This window comes from Sphingobium sp. SA2 (assembly GCF_032227065.1).
GTDB lineage: Bacteria > Pseudomonadota > Alphaproteobacteria > Sphingomonadales > Sphingomonadaceae > Sphingobium.
Genome location: NZ_JAPMXX010000006.1, coordinates 801,751 through 819,149, shown reverse-complemented (window position 1 = coordinate 819,149; position 17,399 = coordinate 801,751). Strand labels below are relative to the sequence as shown.

Annotated in this window: 16 protein-coding genes; 14 read left to right on the top strand and 2 right to left on the bottom strand. The window is 63.3% G+C overall.

Annotation, left to right across the window (positions count from 1 at the left end; genetic code table 11):
• Positions 1–8: 8 nt before the first annotated feature.
• Positions 9–854, bottom strand: coding sequence for a pantoate--beta-alanine ligase (gene panC / locus OVY48_RS11575; protein ID WP_313922928.1), 846 nt, complete (start codon positions 852–854; stop codon positions 9–11).
• 111 nt (positions 855–965) lie between these two features.
• Between panC and OVY48_RS11570 the strand changes: the two genes are divergently transcribed.
• The 14 genes from OVY48_RS11570 to OVY48_RS11505 all read left to right on the top strand — a co-directional run bounded on the left by OVY48_RS11570 (position 966) and on the right by OVY48_RS11505 (position 14,640).
• On the top strand, positions 966–1,772 hold the full coding sequence (locus tag OVY48_RS11570) for a division plane positioning ATPase MipZ (RefSeq protein WP_313924760.1): 807 nt from the start codon (positions 966–968) through the stop codon (positions 1,770–1,772).
• The gene (locus tag OVY48_RS11565; RefSeq protein ID WP_037479907.1) at positions 1,772–2,194 is read left to right on the top strand and encodes a J domain-containing protein; all 423 of its coding nucleotides are present in this window, start codon (positions 1,772–1,774) and stop codon (positions 2,192–2,194) included. The genes OVY48_RS11570 and OVY48_RS11565 overlap by 1 nt, the downstream gene beginning before the upstream one ends.
• Positions 2,191–3,564, top strand: a complete 1,374-nt coding sequence (gene pgmG, locus OVY48_RS11560; RefSeq protein ID WP_313922927.1) for a phosphoglucomutase/phosphomannomutase PgmG — start codon at positions 2,191–2,193, stop codon at positions 3,562–3,564. The genes OVY48_RS11565 and pgmG overlap by 4 nt, the downstream gene beginning before the upstream one ends.
• Positions 3,565–3,953: 389 nt before the next feature.
• Positions 3,954–5,252: an outer membrane protein transport protein gene (locus OVY48_RS11555; protein ID WP_313922926.1), complete on the top strand. Its 1,299-nt coding sequence runs from the start codon at positions 3,954–3,956 to the stop codon at positions 5,250–5,252.
• 180 nt (positions 5,253–5,432) lie between these two features.
• Complete coding sequence (gene ispG, locus OVY48_RS11550; RefSeq protein WP_313922924.1) at positions 5,433–6,593, top strand: flavodoxin-dependent (E)-4-hydroxy-3-methylbut-2-enyl-diphosphate synthase; 1,161 nt, start codon at positions 5,433–5,435, stop codon at positions 6,591–6,593.
• Between the two features lie 8 nt (positions 6,594–6,601).
• Positions 6,602–7,510, top strand: a complete 909-nt coding sequence (locus OVY48_RS11545) for a DMT family transporter (protein WP_313924759.1) — start codon at positions 6,602–6,604, stop codon at positions 7,508–7,510.
• Entirely contained in the window at positions 7,507–7,992 is a 486-nt protein-coding gene (locus tag OVY48_RS11540; protein WP_313922923.1) for a GNAT family N-acetyltransferase, read from the top strand. Before OVY48_RS11545 ends, OVY48_RS11540 begins: the two co-directional genes overlap by 4 nt.
• 260 nt (positions 7,993–8,252) lie before the next feature.
• Positions 8,253–10,574 (top strand): DNA translocase FtsK 4TM domain-containing protein, encoded by a 2,322-nt coding sequence (locus OVY48_RS11535; RefSeq protein ID WP_313922921.1) that lies wholly within the window; start codon positions 8,253–8,255, stop codon positions 10,572–10,574.
• Between the two features lie 97 nt (positions 10,575–10,671).
• Complete coding sequence (locus OVY48_RS11530; RefSeq protein ID WP_037477117.1) at positions 10,672–10,920, top strand: hypothetical protein; 249 nt, start codon at positions 10,672–10,674, stop codon at positions 10,918–10,920.
• On the top strand, positions 10,907–11,320 hold the full coding sequence (locus tag OVY48_RS11525) for a retropepsin-like aspartic protease (protein WP_156106245.1): 414 nt from the start codon (positions 10,907–10,909) through the stop codon (positions 11,318–11,320). The genes OVY48_RS11530 and OVY48_RS11525 overlap by 14 nt, the downstream gene beginning before the upstream one ends.
• 81 nt (positions 11,321–11,401) lie before the next feature.
• A complete protein-coding gene (locus OVY48_RS11520) occupies positions 11,402–12,037 on the top strand; it encodes an outer membrane lipoprotein carrier protein LolA (protein ID WP_313922920.1) in 636 nt (211 codons plus the stop codon).
• Positions 12,038–12,281: 244 nt separating this feature from the next.
• A complete protein-coding gene (xth, locus tag OVY48_RS11515; protein ID WP_313922919.1) occupies positions 12,282–13,079 on the top strand; it encodes an exodeoxyribonuclease III in 798 nt (265 codons plus the stop codon).
• Positions 13,079–14,140, top strand: coding sequence for a GTP cyclohydrolase II (ribA, locus tag OVY48_RS11510; protein ID WP_313922918.1), 1,062 nt, complete (start codon positions 13,079–13,081; stop codon positions 14,138–14,140). The genes xth and ribA overlap by 1 nt, the downstream gene beginning before the upstream one ends.
• Positions 14,137–14,640, top strand: a complete 504-nt coding sequence (locus OVY48_RS11505; protein ID WP_313922917.1) for a L,D-transpeptidase — start codon at positions 14,137–14,139, stop codon at positions 14,638–14,640. The genes ribA and OVY48_RS11505 overlap by 4 nt, the downstream gene beginning before the upstream one ends.
• Here the strand turns inward: OVY48_RS11505 and OVY48_RS11500 are convergent.
• Complete coding sequence (locus OVY48_RS11500) at positions 14,637–17,399, bottom strand: [protein-PII] uridylyltransferase (protein ID WP_313922916.1); 2,763 nt, start codon at positions 17,397–17,399, stop codon at positions 14,637–14,639. The genes OVY48_RS11505 and OVY48_RS11500 overlap by 4 nt on opposite strands.

Below are 17,399 nucleotides of genomic sequence, written 5' to 3'. Positions count from 1 at the left end.
CAAAAATCCTATTTCGGCTCGACCGCGATATTGTCGATCAGCCGCGTCTTGCCTAGCTTCGCCGCCCCCAGCAACCGGGCCGGCCGGTCCAGCACCGTCATCGGCGCCAACGTCACCGCATCGCACAGCGCCACATAGTCGATCGGCCCGAACCCATAATTTTCCAGTATAATCATGGCCTTGGCGGTCGCGGATTCGACACTCTCGCCTTTTTCCATCAGCCGCTTGGCCTCGCCCAAGGCGCGCGGCAGCGCTAGCGCGGCCTTGCGCTCCGCTTCGCTCAAATAGGCATTGCGCGAGGAAAGCGCTAAGCCATCCTCGGCGCGCTGGGTCGGCAAACCGATAATATCGATACCTATGTCCAGGTCGCTGTTCGCTTGGCGGATCACGGCCAGTTGCTGATAGTCTTTTTCGCCGAAAACCGCGATGTCGGGCCGCACCTGGTTGAACAATTTCGTGACCACCGTTGCGACGCCATCGAAATGGCCAGGCCGCGCCGCGCCATCCAATCCCTCGCTCACCCCCGACACGCTGACATTGGTGACAAAGCCTGTCGGATACATGACTTCGACCGGCGGCAGCCAGAGCAGGTCCACGCCCGCCGCCGCCAGCATCGCCGCATCCTTCGCCTCCCGCCTTGGATAGGCGTCTAGATCCTCGGCCGGGCCGAATTGCCTGGGATTGACGAAGATCGAGACCACGACATGCCGCCCATGCCGCTTGGCTTCCTGCACCAATGCCATATGCCCGTCATGCAAAGCGCCCATGGTCGGCACCAGCGCCAACGGCTTTCCATCGGCTTTCAGCGCCGCGACGGCAGCGCGGAGGGCGGGCAGGTCAGACAGGGTTTGCACGGGGGGAACGGCTCCGATAAGGGCAGGGGAACAAGCGGTCGACCTGCTGGGCTGCGGCCTTGGCGGCCACCAGGAATCATGGCGACAATCAACGGGGTTATCAAGCGACCAATGGGCAATCCAACGCCGCATCTCATCGTCTTTGCCAATGAAAAGGGCGGCACGGGCAAGTCGACCACAGCGGTCCACACAGCCATCGCTCTGACGGCGCTTGGCCATCGCGTCGGCATGATCGATCTCGATCCGCGCCAGCGCACCGTCACCCGCTATCTGGAAAACCGCGCCGAAACCGCGCGCCGCCGTCAGATCGACCTGCCCGCGCCCGATTTCGCGGTGCTGCAAGGCGACAGCCTCGAAGCGCTTGACGCCGAAGTCGCCGTCCTCTCGCAGGACAAGGATTTCCTGATCGTCGATACCCCCGGCCGCGACGACGTCTTCGCCCGCCACATGGCCGCGCGCGCCAATACGCTGGTCACGCCGATGAACGACAGTTTTGTCGATTTCGACCTGATCGGTCAGGTCGATGCCGAAAGCTTCAAGGTCCGTCGCCTCTCCTTCTATTCCGAACTCATCTTTGAAGCACGCAAGACCAGAGCCAAGGCGGATGGCGTTTCGATCGACTGGGTGGTGCTGCGCAATCGGCTCCAGCATCATGACGCCCGCAACAAGAAACGGGTCGGCGACGCGCTGATGGAATTGTCGCGCCGGGTTGGTTTCCGCGTCATCCCCGGCCTGTCGGAGCGCGTGATCTTCCGCGAACTCTTCCCCTCTGGCCTGACCCTGCTCGACAAGGGGCATCTGGGCGAACTGGGCGTCAGCCACATCGCCGCGCGACAGGAACTGCGCGAAATGGTGTCGGGGCTTGCCCTGCCGACGCATGCGGGTGCGGTGCCCGTGGACATGCTCGGCGCGGCCTGATGGGCTGGCTGGCGCTGCTGCTCGTCGCCCTGGCCGGCTGGCTCATCTGGACCGGGAGGCTGCAACGCATGACGGCGAAGGATGGCATGGCGCTTGGCGCGATGCTGGTGGGTGCGGTGCTGGCGGCCAAGGGCAAGCCGGTGATCGGCGCGCCGGTGCTGATCGGCGCAGGGCTGTTTCTGCTGCGTCGCTATAAACCCCGTACCCGCGCGACACCGGCCCCGCCTCAGCACCGGATCGACGATCTCGCCCAGGCGCGCGCCTTGCTGGGGGTCGGTCCCGATGCCGATCCCGCCGCCATCCGCGCGGCGCATCGCCGCCTGATTGCCTCGGTCCATCCCGACAAGGGTGGCACCGAAGCGCTGGCGGCACAGATTAACGCCGCGCGCGACCTGTTGCTGGCCGACCGGCAAGAGGGATGAGCCATCGGTTCGACCCGACGCTGCTGCGCGATTATGATCTGCGCGGCACGGTGGGGCGAACGCTGAATGCTGCCGACGCCTGGGCCTTGGGCCGCAGCTTTGGCACCGTCATCGCGCGGGCAGGGGGATCACGGGTCGCGGTCGGCTATGACGGGCGGCTGAGTTCCCCGATGCTGGAAACGGCGCTGGTCGACGGGCTGACCGCCAGCGGCATCGACGTGCTGCGCATCGGTCTTGGCCCGACGCCCATGCTCTATTTCGCCGAAATGACGGGCGAGGTCGATGGCGGCATTCAGATAACCGGCAGTCATAATCCCGGCGATCAAAATGGCTTCAAGCTGGTACAGCGACACGCGCCGTTTTTCGGGGCGGATATCGCGCGACTGGGTGAAATGGCGGCGGCGGGCGACTGGGATGCCGGGGCAGGGCGGGTCGACACGATCGCCCTGATGGACCGCTATGTCGCCCGGCTGATGCAGGATTTTGATGGTCGGACCTGGCGTATCGGTTGGGACGCGGGCAATGGCGCGGCCGGGCCAGTGGTCGAGGCGCTCGTGCAATTGCTGCCGGGTGAGCATCATCGCCTCTTCACCCAGATAGACGGCAATTTTCCCAACCATCACCCCGATCCCTCCGTAGAGGCGAACCTTGCCGATCTGCGCGCGCTCGTCCTCGACAAGCAGCTCGATTTCGGTGTGGCTTTTGATGGCGATGGCGACCGGATCGGCGTGATCGATGGGCTGGGCCGCACCATAGCGGGCGATCAGTTGCTGGGCCTGTTCGCGGACGACCTGCTCGAAAAGCATCCCGGCGCCCGGATTATCGCGGATGTGAAGACCAGCCAGGCCGTGTTCGACCGGATCGCGGCACGGGGCGGGCGGCCCGATATGTGGAAAACCGGCCACAGCCATATCAAGTCCAGAATGAAGCAGACAGGCGCGCTATTGGCTGGCGAGATGACCGGGCATCTCTTCTTCGCCGATGATTATTATGGCTATGACGACGGCCTCTACGCCGCGATCCGGCTGATCCGCGCCGCAAGCGGGGCAGGGGGCAGCGCCACCGACCGGCGCAGCGCCATGCCCATCATGGCCGCGACGCCCGAACTGCACATTCCCGTCGATGACATGCGCAAATTTGCCGTGATCGAGGAGATTTGCGCGCGCTTGTCGGCTTGCGGTGCAGATATGCAAGCCATCGACGGCGCGCGCGTCACCACGGCAGATGGCTGGTGGTTGCTGCGGGCCTCCAATACGCAGGCGGCGCTGGTGGCCCGCGCCGAATCAATCGATTCAGCCGGATTGGCGCGACTGATCGCCGAAATCGATTCGCACTTGGTGGCGTCCGGGCTGGATCGCGTGAAAATCTGATCCATGCGGCTTTTCGCTGACCTGGCTTCCCTTACGGAATAAAAGGCCTGATCAAACGATTGCAAGAAACGCAATCAGACATGTCCGTTTCGCATTTGCAACAAAGGCGATGGCCCAGCAAAAGGAGCGGGCCTTCCAGGCATCCTCTCCTAAAACTTTACAAGCCGTCCTCCGGGGCGGCTTTTTTTTGTGCGGTTTCCATGGCGCTGTCGCACCCGTTCGCCGTAACGTCAGCCAGCATCCTCGCTATAAACGGACCGAAACCCCGCCGGATATTCACCGCTAAACACTGGAATTTAACCATAGTGTTGCTAAGCGGCCTGCGTCAAAAGCCCGCGTCCTTGCCATATATGGCCGCGTGGGCTGAAAATAGCCGTAGAGGATCTGCCATGTCGTTCAGCCGCCGCCTCCCGTCCTTCCTGCTTGTCGCAGGTGCGATCGCCGCGCCCGTCCCGGCGCTGGCCGGGGGCTTCTATCTACAGGAACAATCGCCCAAGGAAACCGGGCGTGCCCTGTCGGGCGGCGCGGCAGCGGGCGATGATCCCTCGACCGTCTATTTCAATCCCGCCGCGATGACCGAATTGCCAGGCATCCAGACCTCGGTCGGCGGCATCGCGCTGTTTGCCAAGGCGCAGCAGACCAATCGCGGCACCACCCGCACGGTCCCCGGCACCACGACACAGGTACCGGTCAGCGGCACCAATGGCGGCAACGCGTTTGAAAGCGTGATCCCCATCCCCAGCTTCTATGCCACCGGCCAAGTCAGTGACCAGCTGTGGGTGGGCCTGGGCGTTAACGCCCCGTTCGGCCTGAAGCTGGAATATGAGGATGGCTATTTCGGGCGTTATGACTCGCTCTACACCGACCTTAAAACCTATAATATCCAGCCATCGGCCGCCTATAAGCTGACCGACAATCTGTCCGTTGGCGGCGGCGTCGACGTGCAATATGTCAAAGTGACGCTGACCAACGCACTGCCGCAACTCTCGCCGCTGCTGGCCGATGGCCACGCCTCGGTCGAAGGCGATGACTGGTCGGTCGGCTGGAATGCAGGGCTGTTCTACCGGGCGGGCGACACCCAGTTCGGCGTCCATTATCGCTCGCGCATGAAGCACAGCCTTGAGGGCGAGCAGGTGATTTCGGGCCTCGCCGGGCCGCTGGCCGGTGCCAATGGCAGCTTTGCCGCCACCGCGCCGCTGACCCTGCCCGATATCGTCACCCTATCCATGACTCACCGCCTGACACCGCAATTGCGGGCGATGCTGACCGCGCGCTGGTATAATTGGTCGGTGATGCAGGCGATCACGATCAATGCCGCTAACGGCACATCGGTCAAGGAACTGGAATATAGCGATACCTATAGTGTCAGCGCGGGCGGCGAATATGACGTCAACGACAAGCTGACGCTACGCGCAGGCACGATGTTCGATCGCTCGCCGACCAATCCGCAGCATCTGACCACCCGCGTCCCTGATGGCGACCGGGTCTGGCTGAGCGGCGGCGCGACCTGGAACCTGTCGCAGTCCTTCGCGCTGAACCTCAGCTACGCGCATACCTTCGTAGAAAAGGCGAACATCATCCGCCCGGACAGCTATTTCCCCGCGCCAGCCACCGTCACCGCCACGACACGGGCGCAGACGAGCGGCAATGCCGATCAGATTGCCGCTTCGCTTACGATGCGTTTTTGAAGAAGCCGCACCGGCCCGCACCCCCAACCCGGCCTCCCATCCAGGATATTCTGTGGGAGGTCGGGTGGAGGTGCGGGCCGGTGCGGCACGTTTCAGCTCGGCTGAAACACCAAAAGGCAACGCTTCTAACCGTCACCAAACATCCCTATAGGGGCTTCGTAACCACGGAGCCCCTTTTTCATGTCCGACCATAATCCCGGCCTGCGCCCCTGGCGCGATATTGCCCGTCGGCAGAGCCGACAGATCATGGTCGGCAATGTTCCGGTCGGCGGTGATGCGCCGGTCACGGTCCAGACCATGACCAACACACTGACCCACGACATCAAGGGCACGATCGACCAGATTCGCCGCTGCGAGGAAGCAGGCGTGGATATCATCCGCGTCTCCTGCCCGGACGAAGAGTCCACCGCGGCGCTCAAGCAGATCGTGCGCGCCGCCCGCGTGCCGATCGTGGCGGACATTCATTTCCACTATAAACGCGCGCTGGAAGCCGCCGATGCGGGCGCCGCCTGCCTGCGGATCAATCCCGGCAATATCGGGTCGCAGGCGCGGGTGAAGGAAGTGGTCGATGCCGCCAAGGCCAATGGCTGCGCCATCCGCATCGGCGTCAATGCGGGCAGCCTCGAAAAGGACTTGCTCGAAAAATATGGCGAACCCTGCCCCGAAGCGTTGGTCGAAAGCGCGCTCGACCATATCAAGCTGCTGCAGGACCAGGATTTCCACGAATATAAGGTCGCGGTGAAGGCGAGCGACGTGTTCCTGGCGGTCGCGGCCTATATGCAACTGGCCGAAGCGGTCGATTGCCCGCTGCACCTCGGCATCACGGAAGCCGGCGGTCTGATCGGCGGCACGGTCAAGAGCGCGATCGGCATCGGCAATCTGCTCTGGGCAGGCGTCGGCGACACGATCCGCGTCTCGCTGTCGGCGGAACCCGAAGAGGAAGTCCGGGTTGGCTATGACATCCTCAAATCGCTCGGCATCCGTACTCGCGGCGTGAAAGTCATCTCCTGCCCCAGCTGCGCGCGGCAGGGCTTCGACGTGATCCGCACCGTGCAGGCGCTGGAGGAACGGCTCCAGCATATCCACACGCCCTTGTCGCTCTCGGTCTTGGGTTGTGTCGTCAATGGCCCCGGCGAAGCCCGCGAGACGGACATCGGCCTGACCGGCGGCGGCAACGGCAAGCATATGGTCTATTTGTCGGGCATCACCGACCATACGGTGCAGGACGAGGCTCTGGTCGACCATATAGTCCGACTGGTGGAGGACAAGGCCGCCGAAATCGAAGCCGCTAAGGCGGAATCGGAGATGACCGACGCGGGCAAGGCACAGGCGGCGGAGTGACGCCTGCCATGGGGGCGGCGCGCCCCGCCGTCGGTTTCGCCATCCCCTTTGCCGTCTGCTGCGCGGGCGTGGCGCTGTTTGCCGTGATGGATGCGGCGATGAAGGGGTTGAGCCTTGGCATCGGCCTCTACAATGCGCTGTTCTGGCGGGCGGTTACTGGCACGCTGCTTGGCCTTGCGCTCATGCTGCTCACGCGGCAGCGCTGGCCCTCGCGCGCGGTCCTGCGTATCCACCTGCTCCGCGGCACGGTGGTCGCGCTGATGGCCGGGCTGTTCTTCTGGGCGATCATGCGGATGCCGCTGGCCGAAGCCATCGCCTTGTCGTTCATCGCCCCCCTGATCGCGCTTTATCTTGCCGCCCTGCTGCTCAAGGAACGGATCGGTCGCCGCGCGATCGGCGCATCGCTGCTGGGATTGGTGGGCGTAGCCGTCATCCTGTCGGGCCGGTTGCAGGGGCGCTATGATGCCGATGCGCTGCTGGGCGCGGGGGCCGTGCTGGCGTCGGCGGTACTCTTTGCCTGGAACCTCATCATCCAGCGGCAACAGGCGCAGGTCGCCTCGCCGATCGAGGTCGCCTTCTTTCAGCATCTGGTGATGCTCGGCGTCTTTGCGCTCGGCGCCCCCTTTCTGCTGGCCCTGCCACCACGCCCGGCCGTTCCGCTCATCCTGTTGGCGGCCGCTCTCGCCTTCACCTCGCTTGCCGCGCTGTCCTGGGCCTATGCGCGGGCGGAGGCGCAGCGGTTGATCCCGGTCGAATATAGCGCCTTCGTCTGGGCAGCAATCCTGGGCTGGCTGGTGTTCGACGAACGGATCACGCTGCCGACGGTGGCCGGTGCCTTGTTGATCGTGGTTGCTTGCCTTATCGCCGCGCGCACGAAACGGGCCGATCTGGCCCATGTGGAAGCGGGAACCGCATGACCGAAACCATCCTCATCCGCGCGGCCGAACCAGGCGACATCGACATCATCCTGCAGTTCATCCGCGATCTGGCCGACTATGAGAAACTCGCCCACGCCGTGAACACGGACCGCGATACGCTCGCCCGCTATCTTTTCGGTCCTCGCCCCATGGCCGAAGTGCTGATTGCGGAACGGCAGGGCGACGCCATCGGCTTTGCGCTCTTCTTCCACAATTTCTCGACCTTTGAAGGACGGCCAGGCCTCTATCTCGAAGATTTGTTCGTCCGACCCGAAGCGCGCGGATCAGGCGCTGGCAAGGCGCTGCTCGTCCGGCTGGCGCAACTGGCGGTCGAACGGGATTGCGCCCGGCTGGAATGGTCGGTGCTCGACTGGAACGAACCGGCCATCGCCGTCTATCGCGCGATCGGGGCGGTGCCGATGGACGAATGGACCATCCAGCGGCTTGATGGCGATGCGCTGCGGGCGTTGGCCCGCAGTTAGTTCTTCAGGCGATCCTCGATGCTGACATAGACCATGACAGCGGCGAAGGCGGCCATCGAGACGACGACCAGAGCGGGATAATAGGCAGCGAACATGGGACAGGTTCCTTTCTGCCGTCCTTTTTGCGCCGGTTGGCGCGTCCCCTGCCATAAGGGTTGTTACGGATAAGGCGGGACGAGCCGATCGGTCGCAGGCTTGACGCGGACTCGCGGTCCGGCGCATTGTGCCGAAACGGAACATTTGGGGGACAAGGGTTTAGCATGGCTGTCAGCCGCACCGTGAAGCGCACGCCGGAATGGCGCGAAATGCTCAAGCGCAGCCTGCTTCGCAGCGGCGCACTGATCGGCGCGATCCTGCTGATGCTGGCGACGCTGTTCGTGGCGCTGGCGCTACTCAGCTATACGCCCAGTGACCCGTCGATGAACACGGTGGCGGGTGATCATGTCGCCAACATCATGCAGGGGCCGGGTGCCTGGACCGCCGATTTCCTGCTCTGGTTGTTGGGCGTGCCGGTGGCGCTGATCTTGCCGCTGATGGCGATCACTGCCCGCCGGATGTGGGGCGACCAGGATATGCGCAGCTGGAAGGGGCAGTTCGGCAAATGCCTGTTCGGCATCGTCCTTATCGGCATTGCCCTCTCGCTGTTTCAGGATGATCCGCTGGTCGGCCTGCCCGCGGGCTGGGGCGGGGTGATCGGGCTGGTCACGGCCAAGGGCGTGGCCAGTCTGACGGCGCAGGCACCCGCCGCTGCCCCCTGGATAACCGGCCTATTGGTGGTCATGACGCTGATCGCGGGCCTGATCGCCTGCTATCGCAGCCTGGCGCTGGAAAAGCCGATCATCGCGCTGCGCCGTCCATCGCTACCCAAATTGGCGCTACCCCGCCCCACTTTGGCGTTGCCCGGTATTAGCACCCGCAGCGACGTCGAACCGGAAGCGGACGGCACCGAACGCGTCATCGCGCCCCGCAAGCAGGTGTCGAACGAACCCAAGCCGCCGATCACGATCCAGAGTCCCAAGCCCGCCGCGCCGCAGCGGCAGATGGCGCCGATCTCGCAGGACGATCTGTTCGGCCATAGCTCGCTACCCTCGCCCGACCTGCTCAATCCCATTCCTGCGAGTCAGGGCGGCAAGATCGACAAGGCGGCGCTGGAACGCAATGCCCGGCTGCTCGAATCGGTGCTCGATGACTTCCATGTGAAGGGCAATATCGTCGAGGTCCGGCCCGGCCCGGTCGTGACCATGTATGAGCTGGAGCCAGCCCCCGGCATCAAGGCGAGCCGCGTCATCGCGCTGGCCGACGATATCGCGCGCAACATGTCCGCGCTGTCGGCGCGCGTCGCGACGATTCCGGGGCGCACGGTGATCGGCATCGAACTGCCCAACGCCCATCGCGAAGGCGTGTCCTTCCGCGAACTCATCACCAGCGAGCAATTTGGCGGCGAAGGCACGCTGCCCATCATCCTAGGCAAGAATATCTCCGGCGAACCGATCATCGCCGACCTCGCTCCCATGCCGCATCTGCTGATCGCGGGCACCACCGGGTCGGGCAAGTCGGTCGGCCTCAACGCCATGATCCTGTCGCTGCTCTACCGCATGACGCCGGACCAGTTGCGGCTGATCATGATCGATCCCAAGATGCTGGAATTGTCGACCTATGACGACATCCCGCATCTGCTCTCGCCGGTCGTCACCGAACCGCAAAAGGCGATCCGCGCGCTCAAATGGGCGGTCGAGCAGATGGAGGACCGCTATCGCATGATGGCGTCCATCTCCGTCCGCAACCTCGCCAATTATAACGAGAAGGTCCGCGCCGCCAAAGCCAAGGGCAAGCCGCTCGGCCGCCGCGTCCAGACCGGCTACGACCCCGAAAATGGCAAGCCCATCTATGAGGAAGAACAGCTCGATTTCCAGCCGCTGCCCCAGATTGTGGTGGTCGTGGACGAGCTGGCCGACCTTATGATGACGGCGGGCAAGGAAGTCGAATTCCTGATCCAGCGGCTGGCGCAAAAGGCGCGCGCAGCCGGTATTCACCTGATCCTCGCGACCCAGCGCCCTTCTGTCGATGTCATCACCGGCGTTATCAAGGCGAACCTGCCGACCCGGATCAGCTTTTTCGTGACGTCCAAGATCGACAGTCGCACCATTTTGGGCGAGCAGGGCGCCGAACAGCTGCTGGGCAAGGGCGATATGCTCTACATGCACGGCGGCAAGGGGTTGACCCGCGTCCATGGCCCGTTCGTCTCGGACGACGAAGTCCGCGTCGTCGCCGACCATTGGCGCGCGCAGGGCCAGCCCGACTATATCCAAGCGGTGACCGAAGAACCCGAAGAAGGCAGCTTCGCCCTCGACGGCGTGGACTTGGGCGATGACAGTCCCGACGCCCAGCTCTTCCGCAAGGCGTGCCAGCTGGTGTTCGAGAATCAGAAAGCCTCGACCAGCTGGCTGCAACGCCAGCTCCGCGTCGGCTATAACAGCGCTGCGCGCCTCATTGAGAAGATGGAAGAGGAAGGCCTGGTCGGCCCGCCCAACCATGTCGGCCGTCGCGAAGTGCTGCGCGACGAAAATGGCAATCCGCTATAACGGTTCGACTCGCAACAGAGTCGGTTCATCGCAATATGATGCAGCGCAGGAGTCGGTGGCCGCAAAAAATGGTACATTTTGAGCAAGGGGATGAATCATGAGCCATAGCCTTGCCGCTGAAGTCGATGCCAATTACGATTATTTCCTCCGACACCTTGGGGAGTTTTTGACTCACCATTCAGGCCGTTATGCGGTGTTGAAGGACAAGAAGGTTGTCGATTTTTTCGACAAGCCGGGTGACGCTTATCAATTCGCACGCGACAGCATCGACGATGGTGTTTTTTCGATTCAGGAAGTCACGGATGAACCCATAGATCTGGGTTTTTTCTCTCATGTCTCAAATTAAATGGTTGCATGCTGGTCGCAGGATAACATTGCCGGTTCGCATATTGCGGGCTGATAACCCATTCGACATCACGTCCATCGATGCGATTGCGCTTGTGGATACCGGTGCAACCGTCAGTGGAATAGACGAGCGGATTGCGGAAAAATTGGGGCTGGAACCGTTGGGGAAGCGCCCCCTTCAGTCAGCGCATGGGCTGGCGCATACCGAACGCTTTATGTTTCGTATCGGACTAATGCCCGATGACACTGAAGATGCGCGCTTACCATATATTTTTGACGCAAGTTTTGGTTTCGGCCTGCGTGGAAGTGAGCATTTCACCGCCTTGATTGGTATGGACATATTGCGGCAATGCGACTTTTCGATGGATCGGAATGGACATTGTCGCCTCGCCTTTGGCTGAACGGCGGGGAACGGCTGGGTTCACAGGTCGTTCAAGCCGCGCCGCCTAAACCGCATCCGTAACAACCGGAGTTTCTGTCTGATGAAGCGCATCTCTCTGGCGCTGGCCATTGCGCCAGTCGCCCTCGCCCTGCCGATCGCCGTGCCTGCTTTGGCACAGGCGAACCAGTCCGATCTCACCAAGGTCAACGCCTATATCCGTGCCGTGACGACGATGACGGCCGATTTCACCCAGACCGACCGCAACGGCCAGACTCTGACGGGGCAGTTAACGATCAAGCAGCCGGGCAAGATCCGCTTTCAATATCAAAAGGGCGTGCCGCTGCTGATCGTGGGCGATGGCAAGGCACTGACGATGATCGATTATGAAGTACGCCAGGTGCAGCGCTGGCCGATCGGCAATTCGCCGCTGGGTGCGCTGCTCGACCCGTCCAAGGATTTGTCCAAATTCGGCAAGGTTGTACCAACCGGCGACCCCAGCATATTGAGCGTCGAGGCGCGCGATCCCAAGCGCCCTGAGTTCGGCACGATCACGATGATCTTCAAGCGGGATGCGGGCAGCCCGGCAGGCCTGCAACTTTATGGCTGGGTCGCGCTCGATTCGCAGAATAATCGCACCGCCGTTCGGCTGACGAACCAGCGCTATGGTGTGACGGTCGCGGATTCAACCTTTCGCTGGACCGACCCGCGACCGCGCGGCCGCTCGGCCGGGGGCTGAACCGAGCGCTGGGTGCGGCAGATCGATCGCTTTTCAAAACCGTTCATCTGCCGCTCATATGGCGGTCGCTAATCATAAACCAACGGCGCGAAACGGCATCGGGATTTCCCCCCTGTTACCCGGTCCGCTCTCGCCGCGAAGCGCTTCAAGGGCGCGATCGAGACCCCCGTTCCATGCCCCCGGAGCGGGGGTCTTACTTTGTGTGGCGCTTGCGTGCGCCACCGCGGCCTTCTAGGGCAAACCCATGGCCGATACTCTCTCCATTTGCTCCTGGAACATAAACAGCGTCCGCGCGCGCATCGACATCGTCGAACAGCTGCTGCAGCAGGAAGCGCCTGACATTCTCTGCCTGCAGGAAACCAAGGTGGTGAACGAGATTTTCCCCACCGACATGTTCCGGCGCATGGGCTATGTCCATCAGGTGCTGAACGGCCAACGCATGCATCATGGCGTGGCGATCATGAGCAAGGTGCCGATCCACGAAGACGACCGGTTCGATTGGCAGGCCAATGGCGAAGCGCGTCATGTCGGCGTGCGGCTGGATAATGGCGTGCGGATCGAAAATGTCTATGTGCCCGCTGGCGGTGACATCGCTGATCGCACGGTCAATCCGAAGTTCGGGCAGAAACTCGACTTTCTGGAGCGGATGATCGAATGGTCGGCCGCGCTGGACGCCAAGCCGACCATCCTGACCGGCGACTTCAACATTGCGCCGCTGGAGTGCGATGTTTGGAGCCATAAGCAGTTGCTCAACGTCGTCAGCCATACGCCGGTGGAGTGCGAGATATTGGCGCGGTTGCAGTCGTCGAACGACTGGGTCGATATCGGCCGCCATTTCCATCCTGCGCCTGCGCGTCTCTATACCTGGTGGAGCTATCGCGCCAAGGATTGGGCGGAATCGGATCGCGGTCGTCGGCTCGACCATATGTGGATGACCCGCGACGTTGCCGACAAGGCGGTCAGCCATCGCGTGGTCGAACCCGCGCGCAGCTGGATTAAGCCGTCCGACCATATCCCCATCATCACCGACTTCGTCTTCTGATGCCCGCGCGCGATGCTGCCCGTGCGATCGACGCGCTGCGGCGCGGCTGGGCTATCAAGGTTGTCGGGGCTGATGGTGCCATCCGTCTGATGGCGATCGAAGGGGCAGATGCGGTAACACTCGCCGCCTTCGATCCGCACGCCCGCGCCGATATCCTGATCTCCGCCGCTCGTGCCGAAACGCTCAAGCTCGCGAACCAACTGGCCGCTGCCGATCCCGATCTGCCGGTACTGGTCGAGCGCGCACCGTGGATCGACGCCGACGTCGCGACCGCCATGTCCGATCCAGTGCTGGACCTCGCCTCACCGCTCAAGGGGCCGTTCCGCGCCCGCCCACTCGCCGCGCCCCAGGCGGCGAAGGCGGCGCTGCGGCTCGCGCGCCTTGCCGGCATCCTGCCCGCCTATTTCCTGACCGAAGGGGATGAGGCCGTCGATGTCACGGTCCAGGCCGATGATATCGACGCCTATGACGATGCGATCCACCTCGCCATCGCCACGCGCGCGCGACTACCGGTGTCGGCCAGTGAAACGGCGGAGATCATTGCTTTTCGCAGTCCCGACGAACCGCGCGAGCATGTCGCGCTGGTGGTGGGCAAGCGCGATGCCTCGCCGCCCGTCGTCCGCCTGCATAGCGAATGCCTGACCGGCGACGTGCTGGGCAGCCTCAAATGCGATTGCGGGCCGCAACTGCATCAGGCGCTGCATCAGATCGCCGACGCGCCCTGGGGCGTGCTGCTCTATCTGCGGCAGGAGGGGCGGGGCATCGGCCTCGTCAACAAGCTGCGCGCCTACGCGATGCAGGATCAGGGCTTCGACACGGTCGACGCCAATGTGCGGCTGGGCTTCGCGATCGATGCGCGCGATTTCTCCGTCGCGGCGCGGATGCTCGACCTGCTCGGTGTGGCGCAGGTGCGGCTGTTGACCAACAACCCCAACAAGGTGGCGGGGCTGGAAGCGGCAGGCATCGGCGTGCTCGAGCGTTTGCCGATCATCCTGCCGACCAACCCGCATAATGAACGCTATCTCGCCACCAAGCGGGACCGGACCGGCCACCAGCTATGAGTGTCATCCGCGTCGATGGCGGCGCGGGTCGCCTGACCTTCGGCGCCATGGCCATGGATTGCACCATTGGCCGGGGTGGCACTTGCGCGGCGGCGGACAAGCGCGAAGGCGATGGCTGCACCCCGCTTGGCCTCTGGCCGATTCGTGGGGTGCTGCTGCGGCCCGGCAAGGTCGACGCCGTCGCTATCCGATTGCCCTGGCGCTGGATCAGACCTGGTGATGGGTGGTCGGACGAGCCCGCCGATCCCGCCTATAACCGCCCGGTCCGCCTGCCGCGCGGCTTCTCGGCCGAAAGCCTGATCCGTGCCGACGATGCCTATGACATCATCGTCGTGCTGGGCCATAATGACGGGCCGCCTGTGCCGGGGCAGGGCAGCGCGATCTTCTTCCATCTGTCCGAAGGACGCCCCACAGCGGGCTGTGTCGCCATCGAACGCGACGACATGCTCCGCCTGTTGCCGTTGCTTGTGCCGGGCGACAGGATGGCGATCGTGGCCTAGGCCCGTGCCAGCGCCTCGCCGACTTCGCCGCCAGCGCCTTCCAGCAACCGCCGCTCCAAGGTCTGAAGCCGCGCCTTGCTCTCGATCTTGCCGCCGAACAGGTCGGTGACGTAGAATGTGTCGACCGCACGCTCGCCATAGGTTGCGACATGCGCGCTATGCACCGTCACCTTCGACTGGAACAATCCATTGGCGAGGCTGAACAGCAGCGCGGGCCGATCACGCGCATTGACCTCGATCACCGTGAAGCGATTCGACGCTTTATTGTCGATCAGCACATTGGGTTCGATGCGGAAGGCTTCGGCGCGGGTCCGGGTCAACGGGCGCGCGCTCAGCTTGGTGATCAGCCGATGCCGGTTCGAGAGCGAATCCTCGATCGCGTTGCGGATGCGGGTGAGCTGATCGGGACTGTGGAACGCACCACCCATCGGGTCCTGCACCAGAAAATTGTCGATCGCCACGCCATCGCGGGTCGTATGAATGCGCGCGTCGATGATGTTGCCGCCCGCCAGATGGATGGCGCCTGCGATGCGATAGAATAGCCCCGGATGATCGGCGGCGTAGACAGTCACCAACGTCGCGCCACGCTGCGGATAATAATGCGCCGCGATCGACAGCGGCGCGTCGCCCGCCGCCAGCATATGCTCGGCATTATGGATCAAGATATCGTCGGGTTCGGCGATCCAGTAGGATTCGGGCAACCGCTTGCTGAACGCTTCGAACGTGGCTTCGTCCATATGAAGCGCCTCGCGCAGCGTCTTCTGCTTGGCGGTCACCCGCTCGCTGCGGCCCTTCTGCTTATGGCCCAGCCGCAGCAGTTCCTCGGCCGAATCATAGAGATCGCCGAGCAACTGCCGCTTCCAGCTGTTCCAGACGCCCGGCCCCACGGCGCGAATGTCCACCACGGTCAGACATAGCAAGAGCCGCAACCGTTCGGGGCTTTGCACCACGTCGACGAAATCGACGATCGTCTTGTAGTCCGCCAGATCGCGCTTGAACGCCGTCGCCGACATCAACAGATGGTAGCGTACCAGCCAGGCGACCGTTTCGGTTTCCGCAGGGGTAAGGCCAAGCCGCGGGCAGAGCTGCTCGGCCACCTGCGCGCCCAATATGCTGTGGTCGCCGCCACGCCCCTTGGCGATGTCATGCAGTAGCACGGCGATATAGAGCACCCGGCGCGAGAGCAATTTGCCCATCAGATCGGTGGCCAGCGGATGGTCCTGCGCCAGCTCCCCCTTCTCGATCCGGGACAGCAGGCCAACCGCGCGGATGGTATGCTCATCGACCGTATAATGATGATACATGTCGAACTGCATCTGCGCGACGACCCGGCGGAAGTCGGGCACGAAGCGGCCGAACACGGTCGATTCGTTCATCCAGCGCAGCACCGTTTCGGGGTCGCGCGGACTGGTCAGCACGTCCATGAAGGCGGCGTTGGCACGCGGGTCTTTACGGATCTTGGCGTTGATCAGCCCCGCGTCCCGGCTGGCTGCACGCATCGCGGCGGGGTGGATGGACAGGCCATGACGATCGGCCAGCGCGAAAATCTCCACCAGTCGCACTGGGTCGGCCTGAAAGAAATCATCGCTCGGCAGCGCCAGCCGCCCCCGGTCCAGCACAAAGCCGTCGAGCTTCTTGGGCCGCCGGAAGATGGCGGGAATATAGCGCCGCCCCTTCGGCCCCATCTGGTCATCCAGATGCGCCAGGAACACGGCGGTCAGGTCGCCGACGATCTTCGCGTTCAGGAAATAATAGCGCATGAACCGCTCGACCCCGGACTGGCCATGCCGCCCGGTAAAGCGCATCCGCGTCGCCGTTTCGAGTTGCAGGTCGAAGGTCAGCCGGTCTTCTGCACGCCCGGTGATGGTGTGCAGGTGACAGCGCACCGCCCAGAGGAAATCCTCCGCCTTCTGGAACTGGCGCAATTCGATCTGGGTCAGAAGGCCGACATCGACCAGTTCGGCGACCGATCGCACTCGGTTCACATATTTGCCGATCCAGAACAGCGTATGCAGGTCGCGCAGCCCGCCTTTGCCTTCCTTCACATTGGGCTCGACGACATAGCGGCTGTCACCCATCCGCTTGTGGCGCTCGTCGCGCTCGACCAGCTTTTCGGTGACGAAGGCGCGGGCATTGCCCTGCATCACTTCCGCATCGAAGCGAACCGAGGTCTCTTCATACAGCGCCCGGTCGCCCCAGACATAGCGCGCTTCCAGCAAAGCGGTGCGCACCGTCAGGTCGGCCTTGGCCATCCGCATCGTCTCGTCGATCGACCGGCTGCTATGCCCGACCTTCAGCCCCAGATCCCAGAGCGAATAGAGCATCGATTCGATCACCTGCTCGGTCCAGCCGGTCGGCTTCCAGGGCGTGATGAAGCCGATATCGACGTCGCTATGTGGTGCCATCTCGCCCCGGCCATAGCCGCCCACGGCGATCAGCGCGATCCGCTCGCCGGTGCTGCGGTTGCCCGACGGATAGAGGTGATGCGTCGTCGCATCGTAGAGCAGGCGCAGAATCTGGTCGATCAGGAAGGCAAAAGCGGTCACCGTCTCGCGCCCGCGCGTGGGTCGCTGTTCCAACCTTCGGGCGACTTCGACTCGTCCCTCTTCCAACGCCGCCTTGAGTTCGCCGACGATCAGCCCGCGCAACCGCATGGGATCGCCCTTATGCGCGTGCGCAAGGGCGTTGATGCTGTCGGAAATCGCGCGCCGGTCGATGATCGCACGGCGCGATCCCAAAGCGGGGAACTGCATGACCAT

What these genes read in the sequence shown, in the direction of transcription:
- OVY48_RS11570 (WP_313924760.1), top strand. Translation starts at nt 966, where the DNA reads ATGGGCAATCCAACGCCGCATCTCATCGTCTTTGCCAATGAAAAGGGC.
- OVY48_RS11565 (WP_037479907.1), top strand. Translation starts at nt 1,772, where the DNA reads ATGGGCTGGCTGGCGCTGCTGCTCGTCGCCCTGGCCGGCTGGCTCATC.
- pgmG (WP_313922927.1), top strand. Translation starts at nt 2,191, where the DNA reads ATGAGCCATCGGTTCGACCCGACGCTGCTGCGCGATTATGATCTGCGC.
- OVY48_RS11555 (WP_313922926.1), top strand. Translation starts at nt 3,954, where the DNA reads ATGTCGTTCAGCCGCCGCCTCCCGTCCTTCCTGCTTGTCGCAGGTGCG.
- ispG (WP_313922924.1), top strand. Translation starts at nt 5,433, where the DNA reads ATGTCCGACCATAATCCCGGCCTGCGCCCCTGGCGCGATATTGCCCGT.
- OVY48_RS11545 (WP_313924759.1), top strand. Translation starts at nt 6,602, where the DNA reads ATGGGGGCGGCGCGCCCCGCCGTCGGTTTCGCCATCCCCTTTGCCGTC.
- OVY48_RS11540 (WP_313922923.1), top strand. Translation starts at nt 7,507, where the DNA reads ATGACCGAAACCATCCTCATCCGCGCGGCCGAACCAGGCGACATCGAC.
- OVY48_RS11535 (WP_313922921.1), top strand. Translation starts at nt 8,253, where the DNA reads ATGGCTGTCAGCCGCACCGTGAAGCGCACGCCGGAATGGCGCGAAATG.
- OVY48_RS11530 (WP_037477117.1), top strand. Translation starts at nt 10,672, where the DNA reads ATGAGCCATAGCCTTGCCGCTGAAGTCGATGCCAATTACGATTATTTC.
- OVY48_RS11525 (WP_156106245.1), top strand. Translation starts at nt 10,907, where the DNA reads ATGTCTCAAATTAAATGGTTGCATGCTGGTCGCAGGATAACATTGCCG.
- OVY48_RS11520 (WP_313922920.1), top strand. Translation starts at nt 11,402, where the DNA reads ATGAAGCGCATCTCTCTGGCGCTGGCCATTGCGCCAGTCGCCCTCGCC.
- xth (WP_313922919.1), top strand. Translation starts at nt 12,282, where the DNA reads ATGGCCGATACTCTCTCCATTTGCTCCTGGAACATAAACAGCGTCCGC.
- ribA (WP_313922918.1), top strand. Translation starts at nt 13,079, where the DNA reads ATGCCCGCGCGCGATGCTGCCCGTGCGATCGACGCGCTGCGGCGCGGC.
- OVY48_RS11505 (WP_313922917.1), top strand. Translation starts at nt 14,137, where the DNA reads ATGAGTGTCATCCGCGTCGATGGCGGCGCGGGTCGCCTGACCTTCGGC.
- OVY48_RS11500 (WP_313922916.1), bottom strand. Translation starts at nt 17,399, where the DNA reads ATGGTCATGCAGTTCCCCGCTTTGGGATCGCGCCGTGCGATCATCGAC.